Annotated in this window: 18 protein-coding genes; 10 read left to right on the top strand and 8 right to left on the bottom strand. The window is 59.3% G+C overall.

Features of this window, described 5'->3' with window-relative positions; genetic code table 11:
* Positions 1-73 precede the first annotated feature (73 nt).
* The 3 genes from MOV14_RS00515 (at position 74) to MOV14_RS00505 (ending at position 3,626) form a co-directional block, all read left to right on the top strand.
* Positions 74-331 (top strand): DUF1156 domain-containing protein, encoded by a 258-nt coding sequence (locus tag MOV14_RS00515; protein WP_318537272.1) that lies wholly within the window; start codon positions 74-76, stop codon positions 329-331.
* A gap of 489 nt (positions 332-820) precedes the next feature.
* Complete coding sequence (locus MOV14_RS00510; RefSeq protein WP_318537271.1) at positions 821-2,293, top strand: AAA family ATPase; 1,473 nt, start codon at positions 821-823, stop codon at positions 2,291-2,293.
* The gene (locus tag MOV14_RS00505) at positions 2,229-3,626 is read left to right on the top strand and encodes a hypothetical protein (RefSeq protein ID WP_318537270.1); all 1,398 of its coding nucleotides are present in this window, start codon (positions 2,229-2,231) and stop codon (positions 3,624-3,626) included. The genes MOV14_RS00510 and MOV14_RS00505 overlap by 65 nt, the downstream gene beginning before the upstream one ends.
* Here MOV14_RS00505 and MOV14_RS00500 read toward each other — a convergent pair.
* The gene (locus MOV14_RS00500; protein WP_318537269.1) at positions 3,591-4,703 is read right to left on the bottom strand and encodes an SPL family radical SAM protein; all 1,113 of its coding nucleotides are present in this window, start codon (positions 4,701-4,703) and stop codon (positions 3,591-3,593) included. The genes MOV14_RS00505 and MOV14_RS00500 overlap by 36 nt on opposite strands.
* A 469-nt stretch (positions 4,704-5,172) precedes the next feature.
* On the opposite strand from MOV14_RS00500, the gene MOV14_RS09915 reads away from it, so the two are divergent.
* Positions 5,173-5,307 carry a hypothetical protein gene (locus MOV14_RS09915; RefSeq protein ID WP_326403746.1) on the top strand — a complete coding sequence of 45 codons (135 nt, stop codon included), beginning with the start codon at positions 5,173-5,175 and terminating at the stop codon, positions 5,305-5,307.
* 505 nt (positions 5,308-5,812) lie between these two features.
* On the opposite strand, the gene MOV14_RS00495 is transcribed toward MOV14_RS09915, so the two are convergent.
* Complete coding sequence (locus MOV14_RS00495) at positions 5,813-6,613, bottom strand: hypothetical protein (protein WP_318537268.1); 801 nt, start codon at positions 6,611-6,613, stop codon at positions 5,813-5,815.
* 125 nt (positions 6,614-6,738) lie between these two features.
* On the opposite strand from MOV14_RS00495, the gene MOV14_RS00490 reads away from it, so the two are divergent.
* The gene (locus tag MOV14_RS00490; protein ID WP_318537267.1) at positions 6,739-7,026 is read left to right on the top strand and encodes an ATP-binding cassette domain-containing protein; all 288 of its coding nucleotides are present in this window, start codon (positions 6,739-6,741) and stop codon (positions 7,024-7,026) included.
* 339 nt (positions 7,027-7,365) lie between these two features.
* Here the strand turns inward: MOV14_RS00490 and MOV14_RS00485 are convergent, their stop codons facing one another.
* The 4 genes from MOV14_RS00485 to MOV14_RS00470 all read right to left on the bottom strand — a co-directional run bounded on the left by MOV14_RS00485 (position 7,366) and on the right by MOV14_RS00470 (position 9,099).
* Positions 7,366-7,758, bottom strand: a complete 393-nt coding sequence (locus tag MOV14_RS00485; RefSeq protein WP_318537266.1) for a hypothetical protein — start codon at positions 7,756-7,758, stop codon at positions 7,366-7,368.
* Positions 7,759-7,790: 32 nt separating this feature from the next.
* The gene (locus MOV14_RS00480) at positions 7,791-8,312 is read right to left on the bottom strand and encodes a hypothetical protein (RefSeq protein WP_318537265.1); all 522 of its coding nucleotides are present in this window, start codon (positions 8,310-8,312) and stop codon (positions 7,791-7,793) included.
* 182 nt (positions 8,313-8,494) lie between these two features.
* Positions 8,495-8,674, bottom strand: a complete 180-nt coding sequence (locus MOV14_RS00475) for a DUF5817 domain-containing protein (protein WP_318537264.1) — start codon at positions 8,672-8,674, stop codon at positions 8,495-8,497.
* A gap of 29 nt (positions 8,675-8,703) precedes the next feature.
* Positions 8,704-9,099: a nucleotide pyrophosphohydrolase gene (locus MOV14_RS00470; protein ID WP_318537263.1), complete on the bottom strand. Its 396-nt coding sequence runs from the start codon at positions 9,097-9,099 to the stop codon at positions 8,704-8,706.
* 55 nt (positions 9,100-9,154) lie between these two features.
* Between MOV14_RS00470 and MOV14_RS00465 the strand changes: the two genes are divergently transcribed.
* On the top strand, positions 9,155-10,018 hold the full coding sequence (locus MOV14_RS00465) for a DMT family transporter (protein WP_318537262.1): 864 nt from the start codon (positions 9,155-9,157) through the stop codon (positions 10,016-10,018).
* A gap of 6 nt (positions 10,019-10,024) precedes the next feature.
* Here the strand turns inward: MOV14_RS00465 and MOV14_RS00460 are convergent, their stop codons facing one another.
* On the bottom strand, positions 10,025-11,038 hold the full coding sequence (locus tag MOV14_RS00460; RefSeq protein ID WP_318537261.1) for a hypothetical protein: 1,014 nt from the start codon (positions 11,036-11,038) through the stop codon (positions 10,025-10,027).
* 435 nt (positions 11,039-11,473) lie between these two features.
* Here MOV14_RS00460 and MOV14_RS00455 point away from each other — a divergent pair, with 435 nt between their 5' ends.
* Both MOV14_RS00455 and MOV14_RS00450 read left to right on the top strand, forming a co-directional pair.
* Positions 11,474-12,178, top strand: coding sequence for an acetate--CoA ligase family protein (locus MOV14_RS00455; RefSeq protein ID WP_318537260.1), 705 nt, complete (start codon positions 11,474-11,476; stop codon positions 12,176-12,178).
* Between the two features lie 6 nt (positions 12,179-12,184).
* Positions 12,185-13,624: an acetate--CoA ligase family protein gene (locus MOV14_RS00450; protein ID WP_318537259.1), complete on the top strand. Its 1,440-nt coding sequence runs from the start codon at positions 12,185-12,187 to the stop codon at positions 13,622-13,624.
* Positions 13,625-13,628: 4 nt separating this feature from the next.
* On the opposite strand, the gene MOV14_RS00445 is transcribed toward MOV14_RS00450, so the two are convergent.
* Complete coding sequence (locus MOV14_RS00445) at positions 13,629-15,377, bottom strand: alpha/beta hydrolase family protein (RefSeq protein ID WP_318537258.1); 1,749 nt, start codon at positions 15,375-15,377, stop codon at positions 13,629-13,631.
* 87 nt (positions 15,378-15,464) lie between these two features.
* Between MOV14_RS00445 and MOV14_RS00440 the strand changes: the two genes are divergently transcribed.
* Both MOV14_RS00440 and MOV14_RS00435 read left to right on the top strand, forming a co-directional pair.
* A complete protein-coding gene (locus MOV14_RS00440) occupies positions 15,465-16,079 on the top strand; it encodes a YiiX/YebB-like N1pC/P60 family cysteine hydrolase (protein WP_318537257.1) in 615 nt (204 codons plus the stop codon).
* 103 nt (positions 16,080-16,182) lie between these two features.
* The gene (locus MOV14_RS00435; RefSeq protein ID WP_318537256.1) at positions 16,183-17,355 is read left to right on the top strand and encodes a thiolase family protein; all 1,173 of its coding nucleotides are present in this window, start codon (positions 16,183-16,185) and stop codon (positions 17,353-17,355) included.
* Positions 17,356-17,358 lie beyond the last annotated feature (3 nt).

The raw sequence follows: 17,358 nt of genomic DNA, 5'->3' as shown, positions 1-17,358 counted from the left end.
TGACCTATAGTATAGGCTTCCCGAATTCCCGATTTGGGAAATGTTATAGGTAAGCGATAAGTATTTATCTGCGATGAGTCAAAGGCGCAGGTTTATTGAGACGGAAGGTTTCCCCGTCAGGGAGGTGAACGAGTTCTCGGCGAAGGAGAAGGCTGGCGGCGCTAGGCCACCATTCTGGGAGATGGTCTTCTGGTGTACTAGGAAGCCCCTCATAGGCGCTAGGGCTGTCGTCGCGGCCTCACTGCTCCCCGAGGGCACGGGCCTGCGCGTGTTCAAGAGGCTGATCGGCCTCGAGAACAGGCACGCGACGCCGCACAGGAACAACCCCTGAGGATCCAGGGGTCAGCGAGGCCTTCGCCAGGGCGAGGCTCCTAGACCTCTTCGCGGGCTTTGGCTCCATACTCCTTTAAATAGTCGAGTACAGCGCGAGAAAGGCTACTTCTAAAGGCATGTTATAGCAACAAGTTGAAGAATTTGAATTTCCAGGATGTAAGTTAGGGGGCAGAGGATAGATTATTTCCTTAGTGCTTCCTCGTGCTGAAGTTGGGAACCGTTATGATGTGAAAAATTAGCAAATACCCACGCTGCTCGCGACGAAACTATTATATTCGTTTTTAACACCATTTTCGAGAAAATGTCAGAAAACTCTCAAAAGTACAGGTATTTTGCAATACAGGGTAGCGCGGCTAACTGGGCTTGGAGCTTCCGCGACATACTTAAAGAGAGTTTAAGCTCGTCAGCTAGGGATGGTTCACCGCCTCCGAATGAACTGAGAAGAAAAGAAAAATACTCAATTCTATGGGCTTTTAACAATTCAAGTATGTACAAAAACCTCGCCGCTTCAAAGGGAGAAGTTCGGGTTGCTCTTGTATCCTTAAAGCCTAAGGGTCAGAAGGGGGAGTTTACAAGGGGGGTTCTGGCCATTGGGAGAGTGTTTCCTCCTCAAGACCTAAAGGGTAATATTAGATGGGAATACTGGCCTGAGAGTGGTGAGAATGATAAGAGTGACGAGAATAAATACTGGGACTACAAGTTTTTCATCAGAGTGGAGCAGGTTGCAGCCGGGCTTTACGAGACCCTAGAGAAGCTTGAGGAACTCAGGCCTGAAGATTTCAAGTCTTCTTCGCCGCTTTTATCGGGAGTATTCTCGAAGTGGGGTCCAAGCATTATACCTCTAGTTCCGGGTAATTTAACGCAGGGCTCACTAGCCGAAATAGAAGAAAGCGTATTTAATCAAATAATGTTTTTGGCACGTCGCTTTGGGTTCCGCAACGTTGTTCCCTCTCCAACAGGGGTGTGGGATCCTAAGCCTGTTGAGGAGGAGCTAATACACCGTAATGTGGTGATTCCTAGCGGTATCGTTAAAGAGTGCATTTCCGCCTTAGCCTCTGGAAAGCACCTGTTGCTGTGGGGTGTACCGGGCACCGGTAAGACTACGCTGGCTCGGGCGATAGCTGAAGCTTATGGCTTTGACATTGTCGAGAAAACGGCTACGGCCGAGTGGTCTAGGGTAGATGTTGTGGGGGGGCCGGTTTTCGTCGGTGGTAGGGTTAAGTGGAGGTGCGGAGCACTGCTCGAGGCGGTCGCAAAGGACTACAGTAGGTTGGAGAGGGGCAAAGAGTCGGGCACCATCTTGCTGATAGACGAGATAAACAGGGCGAACCTGGAGAGAGCTTTCGGAGAATTCCTAACGATTTTCAGCGGCTCAGATCCTAATGAGTGGTTTATACCGGGCTCAATTCTAGAGGAAATCCAGGAGTACAGGGAAGACGGGGCCATCGATTCATGCGGAGAATACCTCCTTAAGAAGTGGGAGGAGAACGGAGGGAATCGGCTCGAGGTTCCGAGGGGCTTCAGGGTTATCGCCACTATGAACACCTACGACAGGAGATACCTTTTCACGCTGGGCTACGCTTTCCTCAGGCGTTTCGCGGTGGTCGAGGTTCAGAACCCCGAGGTGGGAGAGCTGGAGAAAATTTTAGCCAGGTATAGCTCTCACGGAGAAATCGTGAAGGGGGTTATGGAGTTGTATAACAAGATAAGAGAAGGAACAAGGAATGAGTTCGAAATCGGCACTGCACTTCTCGCGGATCTCGTGAAATTCGCCGAAAGCGTTTACGGCGGAAACCCCAAGGAGGCTGTTGACAGGGCGTTTAAGGCTATTATCATCCCCCAGCTGGAGGGGCTTCCCTCAGCTCACTTGAGGGCAATAAGAGAGGTTTTGGAAGATGGGGATTATGGATCGTCCCTCGGGGCTTTCAAGCGACTGTACCCCGAAGCCCTCGAGCAGTGAGGAGGAAGAAGTCAGGTTCATGGCTGAGTACACGTGGCAGACCCTGCTCGCTCTCTACGAGCGCTTCCATGTACGCGAGAACCTTAGGCTTAGAAACGTAGAAAGTGACATCGTGGTTAGTGGAGTACCTGCTGAGGCACTGAAGACTGTAGCGATACTCGGTGAGCTTTCGGATGCCGTAAGCGAGGTTCTCAGGAGACTCCAGGTTGTAACAGTGGAAGAGGTTGATGTAGAGCAGAGGGCCATAAGAGGGAGAGTTCTAACCAGTCTTGCCGCAAAGTACTGGCCCGTAGCGCTACCCGTAGTTGCTACCAAAGTGAGTCTGGAAACACCAGCTAATCTGCTTCTCGTGGTTACACTTCTCGAGGTGAAGAAAAGGGTCGCCGGGTTGCTGGAGGGCATCCTGGGGAGAGTGTCTCCCGAAATCGACCCTTTAAGGAGTGTGATCGTTGAGAAGCTCGAGAGTCTTGTCCAGCGGTGCGACAGGCTGCTGTCAGAACCCGTGCTTAAGCCTTTAACGATTAAAGCACTGAGGTTTGCAGACGATGAACGGCGCGTTGCCGAGCTTGAGGAACAAGTCCTGGAGGATTCGATGCGGAGGCCTCGGGAATACCGCGGTTATGCTCGGTTTTTAGACCTTCGCAGGGCATTGCATGAAAATTTGAGAGTCATCGAAAAAGACGTTAGGGTCCTGAGTGAGCTTCTCCCTGCTCTTAAGATATCAAGGGAGAAGCTGTACGAGCTCTATGGGTTTACTTTGGTTCTCGAGTGCATTTTTAGCATTGTTGGAGGGGGCTGTGAAGTAAAGGTGGATAGCAGCGGAAGAGTTCTCTCGATCTACAGGAACGGCGAGAGGATAGACATTTCCTATAACGCTCTACCTCAGAATGTGGAGTCGAGGCTGAGGACCGCCAGATACTACGGTATTCTTGACGGAGAAATCAAAGTGGATGGCTTGGGAGGTCTCCCGGATACGATAGCGGTTAGGCGTAGGGACGATAAGAGGAAGCTGGTTGTTATCGACTACAAGTACACGCGGGATTTAAGCTACCTGGTGCAGTCGCGGTTTAAGGTGTACTCCTACTTAAACGAGTTTAACGCTGACGCCGCGATACTAGTTGCACCGATGCCTACGAATGGCTTATACTCGGACGAGGAAGCCTACGAGCAGAGAGGCTTCTACCTTACCGCTAGGGAGTACAGCGGAGCAATAATCAAAATCGACGATAACGGCAAGATGCTCGCTCTGGTTTACGTTGACCCCCAGGAGAGTTGCCTCGAGAGGTCAAAATCCGCGCTAAGGAAAGTTCTCGAAATCTCGCTCCTCCTCTGAAGTCTTCCCGGGTCTATGGTATTTTTCCAAGTATTCGTAGTGTTCAAGTAACCCCTTTCGCAACGAAGCGAAAGGTATGGATATTAGCTCCTCCTTAGCTACGTACGTGCTTCCTTTCACATTGCCGAGGAGCTCGCGCAAAGTGGGTCTAAGCCTGTACCCGTGCATGAAGTTAATACCACAGCAATTTGAAGCCGTATCAAGGTTTAGAAACTCCTCGCGGCAAAGCGAGAACAGCAGACCCTTCCGTGAAGCTAGATCGCGGATGAGCCTGTACTTCGCGAGCCTGTAACTCTTCCGAGGCCGCTTGTGGGACCCCGAGGGGTACTTTTCCCAGAGGGACTTACTCTTCAGGTAGATGAGCAAGCGCGGGGCAAGCGCCTTAGATAAAGCGTCGACGTCATTCCACGAGGAAAACCTGTAGTACTCTGCGATCACCTGCAGTGCTCCAGCCGCCTTTACCTGATCTATGAGGTTTTCCAGCGATTCAGGGTCATCGTTGACTCCAGGGATCAACGGCTGAAGTCTAACTACTACCGGGACCCCCTCTGAAGAAAGCTTCTCAACAGCCTTCAACCTCTCTTCAGGCCGCGGAGCACCTGGCTCTAAGGCTTTGGATATTGCATTGTCTGTCGTTGTTAATGTTAGCTGTGCCACAATCTTCTTTTCCCCCGCAAGCTCCTTTACGACGTCGAGCCAGGGGGGTTCAGCAAGCAGGGTCGACTTGGTAGAGAGGAGGACTGGTATTTTGTGCTTCAGCGCAATCTTAAGCGTATCGAGCCCCAGCTTAGCCTTCCTTTCAATGGGCTGTAGCGGATCCGTTAGGGCAGACATCCTAAACGGCATCTGGATTACGGGTGTCTCGGACAATGCCTCCAGGACTTTATCCAGTGCCTCCGGATACCCCCACAGAGGCTTGGGTATGCTTTGGTAGCCGGGAAGAAGCCTCGTGTAGCAGTAGATGCAACCATGCCCGCACCCTACGTACGGGTCTAACCTGAGAATCGAGTAACAGTAAAGGCTCATGCTACGGCTTGCAGATATCACCAACTTTCCAGCTAGATCCGAGGGCCTCACGAAGACACCCTAAACCCTGCTATTATCCATGACCCAACTCTTTATATAGCAGAAAACGGGAGAAGATAACCTCTTCTCGGTCTGAAACCCCCTTGCAATCTGGCAGGCGGAAATGCTAAAATAGCGGCACCGCGTATTCACGGTGTGCGGGGAGCGCCTCTCGTGAAGAACCTAAGGCGGACACCCGCCAGCCGGCTGGCCGCGACGCCTGGGCGCGTGCTCGCGCGGCATTGTTCGCGTATTCGCTTTTCTCAGTGATCTTCGCCATAGGAGCATTGTACTATCATCCAATTAACTATGCAGCCATACTGCTGTTGGAAGTAATGTTTGGCGCTCTTCTTGGCGCTCTTTACGCTTTCTCGGTGTACCGGAAGTCGCCTGCGCCCCTCCTCTCGCCTGCCCAGCGCGCCTCAGGGATGAAGACAGCAATCGTGCTCGGGCACGCTGTAGGTGCCTCCTAGTCGCCGCGATGTACCTTCAAGGCCTCGCCTCGTGGCTCGTACTGCTCGTGGCCCTGTTCCTACTCCTAGGCGCGCTGCTTCCACTCTACCGGGTTTACCTCTCGCTGGCCGAAGACCACACGCGCGGAGGCCAGCCAGCCTAGCCGATGCCCCGACCCCCGCCGGGTTCGCCCTCATGCCCCTACTGCGGCGGGAAGTTGCCTGAGGCCCGCTAGGGATCCACGTTGATGAATCTCGTGAAGAGAACCCCGACCGGGCTGGCAGGGGTCTCGAAGAGGGCTTTGCCCCTCACCTCCACGAGCACTTGGTTCCTGTCATATGAAATTTTGTGTCGAGGCTTCGGACTCGCGTTCTCCCTTCAGCTAAACCGCCGGGCGAGCCTCTCGTTCAGACTACGCTTGACCTGGCTCCACGTGTAAACCTTCCCAGTGCCCCAGCCTTTACCCTGTGAGTACTAAGGGGTACCAGTTGGGACGAATCGCGGGTTCCAAGTACTAAAGTGAACCAATGGGCCCCAAATCACCGGGGGCTTTCTGAAGACGCTTCCGCAAGCTCCTGTGGGCTAGAGCGGGGCTCCCGGGCTAGGCTTTCTACTGATCCCTCGGAGGCTAAGCAGGAGTCAAACGCTACCATCAACTCGTGCGGGTGCTAGATTCCGGGTTGGGTGGCCTGCCTGTTCGCTACGATGAGCCAGACGCCTAGCCTCCTGGCCGCCTCCTCGAGGCCTGGGGCTCCCTGCATGCAGTAGAATACTTTGACCACCTTGCCCTGGAACTTTTCGGGCCAGCGCCTCGCCGCCTCCTCTGCTCTTTGGGCGAACCTCTCCAGCTGGGCGGCGCCGGCTCTGACCTTCGCCTCGCCGATGACGGTGATGCCGGGGGCGGTGCCGTAGATGTCGAACTCGTACTCTCTGTCCAGCTGCAGCGAGGCGAGCTCGACGGCGAGGCCCTTCTGCCTCAGGAAGTAGGCGACGACGTCCCTGGCTTCCTCCTCGAGGGTCGTGCAGTACCTCTCCTGCATGCGCCTCACATCGCCGAGCTCGCGCCTCACCTCCTCTAGCTCCTTCCTAATCGTTTCCTGGCCCTCCTTGAGATCCTTAACCTCTTTCCAGAGCTTGTTCGCCTCCTCCCTGAGCGCCTTGACTTCCTCCCAGAGTTTTTCCTGGTTTTCCCTCAGAGCCTTGATCTCCTCCCAGATCTTGGCCTGCTCCCGCTTGATTCCCTCGATCTCCTGCCAGATCTTCCTGATCTCCTCCCTCAGAGCCTTGATCTCCTCCCATATCTTCGCCTGCTCAAGCTTGATGCCCTCGATTTCCCTCCATATCTTCTCGAGGTTGGAGAGGAGCTCCGAGTAGCCCAGCGCTCCCATCAGCGCGTGCCGGAACTCCTCGTCCTCAGCGACGGTCCTCAGGATCCTCAGCCTCTCCTCCTTGCTGAGCGTTGCTCCCACGTTTTCTCCGTATAATTTTCGGAGCCGGGGTATTTAAGCTCGTGCCTCTCCTCGCCTTCGTCGCGGGGTGTTGGCCGGCTGCTCCGGGAAAAGATATATGGGTGCAGTCGGGAGCATTGTGTGGTATGATTAGGCTTGAGGGGGTTGAGGTTGCTTTTGACGGCAGGAGGGTGCTGTGGGTGCCCTCCGCGGTCTTCAGGGGTAGCTCGGTGATCCTCGGGCCGAACGGCGCGGGTAAGACCACGCTGCTGAAGGCGATCGTGGGGCTCTACAGGCCTGCTCGCGTCGTCGGCGACCCTGCTGTTCCTCTCCGTCCTGCTGATGAGGAGAGTGCGGGAAGTCAACATATACGACGTAGCCTTGGGTTAAAGTCCACTAGACCACCTTTCCTGGCGCAGGTAGGTAACGTCTAGGTCCACGCCGAACTTACCAAAGAGCTCGGCGTGGTTGTCCTTTGTCGCGGACCTCCCTCCGTACCTCGTGAACAGGTACATGGTCGCGAGCCTCACGCCTAGATCTGTGTAACAAGCGTCAACTTTCTCGGCGTTTATCACACAGATGAAGGCATTTCATGCTGGTACCGGGAACACCGGATGGTACTGCTCTAAGACCTCGGAGTACCAAACGGGACCGGTTGATCCCGGCCTCGCCTCCTTCCCCCATCACTTCCACGATCTCCCGCGTGAGCCTCCTGTTTATGATCTTGGGTTGCTGACGACCGACTTTAGGTTGGTTGTGGCATTGGTGCGTTTTCAGGGTAGTAGTAGCTTGAGGGCAAGGGGTACTAGTATCGTGGAGGCTAGGGTCACTACGATCGCGACGAGGCTCGCCCTGACTAGGGATGAGAGGTCCTCGAGCCTCCCATTGAGGTCGTCTACGCGCCTGTTCACGTCGTCAATACGTCTGTTTACGTCGTCGATGCGCGCGCTCAGGATGTCGAGCCGCTTGTCGACGTCGCTGATCCTCGAGTCGATGTACGCCGTGAGCCTCTCGATGTCCTGCTTCGTGGCCACCTCTCTGAGTGCCCCCTGGATTAGGGCGAGGCGGATTTCGGGGTCCGAGGCTAGTATCTCTGCTAGCTCGCGCCTGTAGCGCGGCTCCTCCCTGAGCTGGCGCAGGAGCTCCTCCGCGGACACTGCCCTCACGGTTTAGTGGGTTTACGGGGCTTATAAAGCTGTCAGGGCCTGCTTGCTGGCTCCTGGGTGGCTCTGGGGAGGCCTAGTGCTTCGAGGAGCTCGGGGTCGGGCTGGAGGGGCTGGGTGAGGAGGTGCTTCTTGCTCAGGTAGAGGTTCATGGGCGGGGGCTCGCCGTAGCGCTTCATGTAGGCCGCGAGCACTGCTCTCTCGACGCGGGCGGCGGTGAGGATGTCCGGGTACTGCTTGTAGGCGAGCTGGAGCTCCTCCTCTTTGACCTTGTCGATCATGCCGGTGTACTGGAGGGCTATGACGAAGGCGTGCATCCTGTCTGGTGGCCTTGCGCCCTGCCTCGCCGCCTGGAGGTGCTTGAGGAGGTTGGAGGCCACGCGCCTCTTGAGGTTCTCGGTGGATGCGATGTAGAGTATGCCCTTCGGGTCGACGGCGAGGAGGCGGGGTATGGGGACGGGCTTGCCGGAGCGCACCCAGAGGAGCGCGTAGACGCAGGGCTTCCTGGGGAGGGTGAGGGTGTCGGGCGTGACGTCCACGAGGCGGAGCACGGGCATGCTTCAGGCCTGTTTCTAGACGCTGGCCCCTCTAAAATACCCTTCCACGCTCCCGGGCTCAGATCCTACCGTAGAGGTACATGAGCAGGAGCAGGCGCCGCCTTCTCCTCCTGCGCCTCTCCTCCCTGCGCTCGAGCCTGCCCACAGCCATTCAGCTCGACGCAGGCTCTAATAGTTTGCCCTCACGAGGTGGCGCTCTTCAGGAACTCCCTGGCCTCCTCGAGGCTCTCGAAGACGCGCCTCGTGTAGAGGTTCTTCGCCACGGTGAACCTCGAGCCGCACCTGGGGCACTGCGTGGTCTTCGAGCCCGCCTTCGCTATCTTCAGCTGCCCGCAGCGGGGGCAGGAGACCACGACGTACATGCCTGATGCTCAGCGGTTGAGGGGGTATATTACCCTTGCCCCGAGCCCTCGGGGCTTCGGCGGTCCTCCCCCTGGAGGGCAGTGTACTTCACGTACCTGCCCTTGACCTTCTCGACGGGGTACCTCTGCTCGTTCAGCTTGAGCTTCTCCAGTATGGCATGCTCGAGGTCCACGCCGAGCTCGTGGGCGAGGAGCAGGAGGTATATCGCCACGTCGGCCAGCTCCTGGGACGCCATCGCCTTCCCTTCCCCCTGGCGGAGGTACTCGAGTATCTCCTCGTCCGTCTTCCACTGGAGCAGCTCGAGGAGCTCGCCGACCTCGACGACGAGCGAGATGGCGAGGTTGCGGGGCGTGTGGTACTTGGCCCAGTCGCGCTGGTCCCGGAACCTGACCACTGCTTCCTCGATCTCACGTAAGGTGGCCACGCCACGCCTACGCGGACCCAGTATATAGGGCTTCCGCGCCCCGAAAAGTTAAATTGTGACACTCGATTCACGGGGTATGCTCTGGAGCCTGCTCGCCGTAGCGGCCGCGCTGCTGTTCGCGCTCGCCGGCGTGCTCTACAGGAAGGGCGTCTCGGGCTCGAGCCTGCACCCCCTCCTGGCCAGCGGCCTCCGCGCCGGCCCCGCGTTCACCGTCATGCTCCTCGCGTTCCTGGCCTCGGGCGGCAGCATGGCTAAGCCCCTCGAGTTCTACGCCGTGGCCACGGCCTCAGCGGTCTTCGCGTTCTTCCTGGGCGACTCGCTCTTCATCTACGGGCTCTCGCGCTCCCCCGTCGGGGTCGTGTACCCCGTCGCCTACACCTACCCGTTCCCCGTCGCGCTGTTCAGCTTCCTCCTGACCGGGAAGACCCCTCGGCCCGCCGCGCTCATTGCAGCGGCCCTCGTGGCCATCGGCATGTGGGTCGTCTACAACGGCGGCAGCGGCTACACGGCGAGGGGCCTGCTAGCGGGCCTCGGCGCAAGCCTGAGCTGGGGGATGGGCATAACGCTCGCCTACATCGCACTCAGGTACGCTACCCCAGTCGAGCTGAACCTCTACAGGACTGGCTTCCTGCTCGCCGCCACCGCCCCCGCTCTGGCCAGGCGCGTAGGCGAGGTCAGGCAGGCCAGGGTGGGCTGGGTGATGCTGGGCGGGCTGATGGGCATAGGGCTTGGGCCGCTGGCCCTCTTCACCTCCATGCGGATGTCCGACGCCGTGGGCCCCTCCGTCGTGTCCTCGGGGGCCCCGGTCTTCGCGGTGCTGCTCGCGGCGCCCATACTAGGCGAGAAGGTGGAGGCGAGGTACCTGGCGGGCGCCCTGCTCGTCTCCGTTGCGACGGCCGTGGTGTCCCTGTGGGGCTGAACGGCCTCACTCCTCCGGGACGTAGCTGGGGACCCTGGCCCTCTCCTCCACCATCACCCACGCCTTCCCGTCGTCGCTGAGGAACCTCCAGAGCAGGGGCTTGTCCAGCTCCAGGTGGCTCTTGGCGAAGAGGAGGCCCCTCACGGCCTCAGCCCTCCAGCCGTGCAGTATGTCGTAGACCGAGGGGAGGAAGGCGGCGTCGACCTGGCCCACGTAGACGGCGCGCCGGTCGGCGATGAAGGAGACGCCCCACGCGGGGAGCAGGGCCAGGGCTTTCGCCACCCTAGCCGCGTCCTTGCCCTCCAGCTCGAGGGCCACCTTGACGGCCTCCTGGGGCCTCCGCTGCGCGCGGAAGGTGGTGTACAGCCAGCCCGGCAGGAAGTGGAGCTTGTAGTGGTAGCTCCTGGTGGTCTGCGCGGGGATGGGGAGCCAGAAGAGCGGCTGCAGCTTCCTGAGGAGGTCCGACGGCCTCGCGAAGGGGCCGAGCATCATCTTGCCCGTGAGGTAGACGAGGTCCCAGACGTCGGGCATGTCGAGCGGCTCGGCTCGCTTGAGCTCCGGGAGGAGGGAGTCGACGAGCTTGGGCAGCCTCTCGGCGTCCACGGGCCTGAGGCCCTGCAGCTTGCTTATCGGGACCCAGTGCTGGACCTCCTGGGCGACGAGCGCGCTCCCCTCGCCGAGCGTGGCGGCCAGGTCCCGGACGTAGTCGTCGATGATGACGCGGGGGACGAGGCCGTGGACGAGGGTGTGCTCGCCCCTGGGGGAGCTGAGGGTCATGACCTCGAGGGAGCCGTAGGGCAGCGAGCCGGGCCACGTGGCCTTCTCCGCTATGTAGACGACCCTGGCGAAGCCGAAGTAGGCGTCGTCGGGGACCATGACGAACCTGCCCCTCAACGACCACTGGTTGTAGAACTTCACGGCGGTGTTGGGGGAGACGCCGGCGAGCCTCGCGAGCTCCCTGAGGCTCCTCGCGAATGGGAGCGAGTACAGGAGGCGCATCTCGTCCACGAGAATCGGCATCGGTACACACCACCGGTACCTGCTTAAATACTGTCCGGACTCGGCGACGCCGGGACTCCTCTTCGGCTACCTAAGCTGTTCAAAGAAGCCTTGGGACCCCCCGGCGTCAGGGTCGCCTCTCAAATTTTAAAGCATATACTCGCAAGTCTCAGACTTTAGAGTCTCAGACTCTGCGTTAAGGCGTTTCCGCGGCCGGGTCGGCGCAAGGATTCCTAGGGATCGGTGCCCTTGCTTTTTCCCTGCGGGCTGGATCGAGCGTGAGTGGTGGTCTTTGATTACGACAGTTGACAGATCGCTGAGCATTCCGCGGGTGCACGGCTGTGGGGCTTTTCCCGGCTGAGGCGCAGCGGCGCTCGAGCCCCTAGCGGCGAGTTATCTCAGTTAACCTTTGGGTATTTTAGACTTTCAACGAATACACGTGTCTGGTGCTGGGGGTTGGAGTGCACTCCGTCCTTTTTGATCGATAGTGCTCGGAGTGAGGGTAGGAGCAAGCTGCTTGAGCACGAGTCGTTTTGCCTCTGCGAGCACTACGGGATACCTGTGCCCAGGTACGGGGTTGCCAGGAGCAGCGAGGAGGCCGTGAGGATCGCGAAGAAGATCGGCTTCCCCGTTGTCCTGAAGGTCATTAGCCCCGACGTTGTCCACAAGTCGGACGTGGGGGGAGTTATCCTGGACGTCAGGTCGCCTGAGGAGGTCCGCGAGAAGTACTCCGCGCTTATGAGGAACGTGACGCTGAGGGCCCCGGGCGCGAGGGTGTATGGTGTTCTCGTGCAGGAGATGGTTCCCCGGGGGCTTGAGGTGATCGTGGGCGCTACGCGTGACCCCTACTTCGGCCCGGTGGTGATGTTCGGGCTGGGTGGGGTTTTCGTCGAGGTGCTTAAGGACGTGAGCTTCCGCGTGGCCCCTCTGACGCCTATCGACGCCGGGGAGATGGTGAGGGAGGTTAAGGGTTACCGCCTCTTCGAGGCCTTCAGGGGCGAGGCCCCGAGGGACAGAAAGGCGGTTGAGGAGATAATACTGAGGGTCTCGGAGCTAATCGAGGACCTGGACGAGGTCTCTGAGGTGGACTTGAACCCGGTGATCGTCTTCGAGGAGGGGCTGGGGGCTAAGGTGGCCGACGCGAGGTTCATGCTGAGGTGATGGGCTGTGGCGAGCGGGCTGTACAGGCTGTTCCACCCGCGGTCCATAGCGGTCGTCGGCGCTTCCCGCAACCCGTCGAAGATCGGGAGCATCGTCCTTAGAAACATACTGTCCGGTGGCTTCGCCGGCAGGGTCTACCCCGTGAACCCGTCTGCGGACAGCATCATGGGCTTGGAGGCGTACGCCTCGCTCACAAGCATATCGGGGAAGGTTGACGTCGCCGTAGTCGCCGTGCCCGCGGAGAGGGTGCTGGAGGTTGTGGAGGACGCCGGCCGGGCTGGGGTCGAGTTCCTGGTCGTCCTGTCCTCGGGTTTCAAGGAGGTCGGCAACTTCGAGCTCGAGAGGCAGCTCGTCAGCGCCGCGAGGAGGCACGGGATGCGGGTGCTGGGCCCGAACATATTCGGGTACGTGTACACGCCTTCAAGGCTTAACGCGTCCTTTGGCCCCTCGAACGTCCTGCCGGGGAACGTGGCGTTCGTCACCCAGAGCGGGGCGCTGGGCATAGCGCTTATGGGCTACTCGATAGTGGAGAAGGTAGGCGTCTCGAGCATCGTGAGCCTCGGTAACAAGTCGGACATCGACGACGCGGACCTGCTGGAGTTCTTCGCGGAGGACCCCCACACTAAAACGGTTATAGCCTACATAGAGGGAGTTGAGAACGGGAGGAGGTTCATCGACGCAGCCTCAAGCTTCTCCTCCAAGAAGCCTCTGATAGTCATCAAGTCGGGCAGAACCGAGGCGGGAGCCAAGGCGGCGGCCAGCCACACGGGGTCCCTTTCAAGCGGCCCGCTACTGTGGGAGGGCGTGCTCAGGCAGGTCGGCGCGCTGCAGGTAAAGGACGTGGAGTCAGCCTTCGACTACGCGAAGCTCTTCGCCAGCTACAGCTCGCCCCCAGGCCCCAGAGTTCTAGTCATCACCAACGGCGGTGGGGCCGGGGTCCAGGCGACGGACACCCTTGCCGAGAACGGGGTATACCTCCGTGAGCCGCCGAGCGACTACGTGGAGTACCTTCGCTCCTTCCTACCTAGTTACGCGTCAACGAGGAACCCGGTTGACATAACGGGTGGCGCGTCGGACGAGTACTATTACCTGGCGCTCAAGAGGGCTCTGGAGCACCCCGAGGTGGATGCCGTCCTCGTGCTCTACTGCCAGACGCTAACAACTGACCCGCTGAAGACGGCTGAGGCGATAGTGAAGGCTGTCCTGGAGTCCGGCTTCAGGAAGCCGGTGGTGGCGGGTTTTGTGGGTAGCGAGGAGTCAAGGAGGGCGGTGAGCTTCCTGGTCGAGTCCGGGGTGCCCGCTTACCCGACCCCCGAGAGGGCTGCGAGCTCCCTGGCGGCGCTCTACAGGTACGCGAGGCTTCGGGAGGTTGTCGTCAAGAGGCTGGAGTACCTCGCGCTGGCTAGAAGGGAGGTTGAGGGTAAAAAACTCGTTACGAGTTTTTAGGTTTTTAGAGGATCGCCAACACCGCGGCCATCGTGAAGGCTACCGTGGAGGCCCTCACGAGGGTGCTCGCTAGGAGGCTTCTGTACTCCTCGTAGACGTAGCTGCCAGCCAGGGCGTGGAGGAGCTCCACGCTGCTGAAGGCGTAGTAGAGCCCGTAGGCGTTCATCGGCATGAAGGCCTTCACCACGTCGAGGTTCTCGCCGCTTATCAGGTTCAGTGCAGAGTAGTTCGCTAGGATGCCGCTCATGGCCAGCGGGTTTGACGAGATCGCCACCCACCAGGCTAGTGGGAGGACCCTAAGGGCGTACTCGAGCAGGAAAGTGGCTGCGACCCTGAGCCACGGTCTCCGGGTGGGGATGCGCTCCTGGATCAGGAGCCTAAGCACCGCTTCGTCCACGAGAACCAGCGGGAAGAGGATTACCGTTAGGTAGACCATGAGGGCGAGTCTCAGCGGATTCATCGCGTAGTTAGCTACAACCCCCGTCAGGGTCGCGTTGTACAGCACGTACACGACTATCCACACTGCCAGCACCGTGACGATGCCTGCGGTGAGGTTTCGCCTGAGGCTTCCCGCGATCCTGCCAGGTAGCGCTCTGTCCCTGACCGCGAGGATGGCTAGGGGCACTAGTAGGGCTAGGGCGAGGAAGGCGAAGTAATAGATTGTGTACTGGCCTCCCGAGAACATCGCAAACTGGTATACTCTCCAGCCCCAGTCGACGACCAGCGGGAGGATGTAGAACGCTACTGTTAGGTAGTACAGGCTTACCAGCGCTATGAGGAGGATGCCCCTCGCGGTTTTCACAGGGGCCTGCTGGGGCTTTTCTAAAGCCTGGAACTTTGAAGCCAGGTAAATCACCGCTGCGACGCCGATCAGGGTGAGGAAGCTCGCCGTCCCCGCGAGGCCTCCGAGGACGGTTGGGTCGAGGTAGAGCTTCGGGGCTCCGAGCCCGTATGACTGCAGGACCCAGCCTACGACCTCCTGGATCGTCTGCTTAGCAAACGGTATTGTGTAGTGGTCGGCTCCGGGCACGATCACCAGCTTTCTGCCAGTACCGCTGCTCAGGGAGCCGAAGACCTCGCCGGGTTTACCCTCTGAGCGCGTGGCGTAGTTGAAGAGGAGGAGCGCGGAGGAGGGGGGCGTTATTACGTCGTTCTCACCCACGATAATGAGGAGGTTTTTGGGAGAGGTCGTGTTAACCCCTCCGATCTCCCAGGAGTAGTAGGGCCCTATCATCACCACGGGGTTTACCGTTGGAACGAGGAGGCCCAGCCTCAGCGCCGCCCTCGAGCCCATGGAGTAGCCGACAACGCCTATTCTCTTCGCGTCGACGTCGTCGCGGGCGAGGAGGTAGTTGAGCGATGCCACGAGGTCGTTGGAGATGTTGGGGGCGGCGATCGGGTCCCCGATGTAGTTGACCCCTCCCTCACTGCCGTCGTGGCCCCGGTAGTTCAAAGCCAGGACGAGGACCCCGTTCCTGGCTAGCTCCGTCGAGATGGCGTTCATGGTGTCAGAGGACGCGCCCAGCCCGTGGACAACGATGACGGCTGGGAGCCTTCCCGACGCCTGGGCTGGCTTGAAGACTATGCACCTCAGCTTAGCTCCGTCGAGCCCTGTGACGAAGACTTCTTGAGCCTGCACACCCTGGAAGAGCGATGCCCTGGCTCCGAGGGAGCTGAGAAGCGCAAGGATAAGGGTGAGGGCCAGTACTGTGGCTGCTAGGAGCGCTTTCCTGTCGAGTTTTCGCCTCTGCACATGCCCATCGTTGAGTACGTTCGAATTACTTAGGTGGTATATACGTTAACCTGCAACTTTATAAATAGCAGTAGGGGTAGCCTGCCTGTGAGAAAGGGCAGAAGCATTCTCCCATGGCTTCTGGCGCTCCCGCTGATCCTCGCCCTCGTCGCACCCGCCTCCGCCTCTTCGAGCGACTCTTACCACCCCTACGGCTACTTCACCCACCCTTACCCAAACGTTGCGCTCAGACCCGGGGACATAGTCATAGGGCACTACCCTAACCAGCAGCTGACAGGCATAGGGTACTGGTCGCACGCGGGGATCCTCTACAAGTACGACCCGACTATTGGGGACTGGCTCGTCGTGGAGGCGCTGTTCGAGGGGGTTAGGGTAAACACCCTCCGCGAGTTCATGTCGAGGTACAGCGCCGTGATCATACTGAGGGTCCGCGGGGTGTCGGACAGCTACGTCGCGAAGGCCGCGAGCTGGGCTTACTCCAAGCTCGGCTACCCGTACGACTACAACGGCTACTACAAGCAGGTGAACGGGCCATCGTACTACTGCTCGGAGCTCGTGTGGGCCGCTTACATGGCTACGACTGGCGTCGATATAGACGCCTACTACTGGACTCCCGTCAACGGCTACGGGGTGCTCCCGAGCGAGATCGTCGACGACAGCGACACGTACACTATCTGGTACAGCGACCTCCTGGGTTTCTAAATTGAATTTCTTAAGTAATTTTTTCCCTGAATCCCTCCCTCGGCGTCCAGGCTAACAAGGTTAACCTCCTGGCATTTAGGCAAGCGTTGAACCTTCCTATTGGGTGGCGGAAACGGGCCAAGCCCAAAGTGTAGGCGTCGTTGGAGCGTACAGCACCAAGTACGAGTCCAGGTCGCAGAAGGAGGCCCACGAGATGATCCAGGAGGTGGCCACCGGGGTCTTCAAGACAGTGGACAAGGGGATGAGCCCCGAGGAGGTGGACCTGATAATAGTCTCCAACTACTCGGACAGCTTCGGCAACATCCTTCACACAGCACCCCTGGTAGCTCACTACATAGGCAACATGTCGGCGACAGGCTTCCGGGTTGAGAACGCCTGCGCCTCAGGCACCACAGCCGTATACCTCGCCTGGCGCATGCTCTCAAGCGGCTTGTTCAGGAACGCCCTAATCGTGGGGTTCGAGAAGATGAGCAGCGTGGGCTCGTCAGCGAAGGCTAACGAGATCCTGATGCGGACGAGTAGCCCTGAGGAGTACAGGGTCGGCGCGCCCTTCATGACGCTTTACGCGCTGATGGCTCAGGAGTACATGAGCAGGTACGGCGCGACGGAGGAGGACCTCGCGCTCGTCGCGGTCAAGAACCACGAGAACGCCACGAGGAACCCTCTGGCGCAGCTCCAGAAGAAGATAACCGTTGAAGACGTACTTAAGTCCCCGTACATCTCGAAGCCCCTTAAGCTATTCGACGCCTCCCCTCTCTCAGACGGCGCCGCGGCTTTGCTCCTGAGCTCCGAGCCGAGGAAGTACACCGACACACCGGTCTACATTAGGGGCGTCGGCATCGCCCACGACCACCCCGGGGTGTACCAGAGGGCGGACATAGCGGCCATCGACGCGGCTAGGCGCGCGGCTGAGGCGGCTTACAGGATGAGCGGTGTGAGCGCGAAGGATGTGAGCCTCTTCGAGGTTCACGACGCTTTCACCATAGCGGAGATAATCCTCTACGAGATGCTCGGCCTGGCCCCGAGGGGCGAGGGGTACAAGCTCATCCGGGAGGGGGTAACCAGCTTCACGGGCTCCCACCCGGTAAACCCGAGCGGGGGGCTTAAGGCTAAGGGCCACCCGATAGGCGCGACTGGGGTGGGTATGGTGGCGGAGGTTTTCTGGCAGCTACGCGGGGAAGCTGGGGCGCGGCAGGTGAGCGGCGCTGAAGTCGGCGTTGTTGAGAACCACGGAGGGACGGGTGCAACGTCGGTGGTTTTGGTCTTTTCGAGGTGAGGG

Origin of the sequence: Infirmifilum sp. NZ (assembly GCF_022693705.1) — an archaeon.
GTDB lineage: Archaea > Thermoproteota > Thermoprotei > Thermofilales > Thermofilaceae > Thermofilum.
This window is presented reverse-complemented; position numbering and strand designations above follow the sequence as displayed.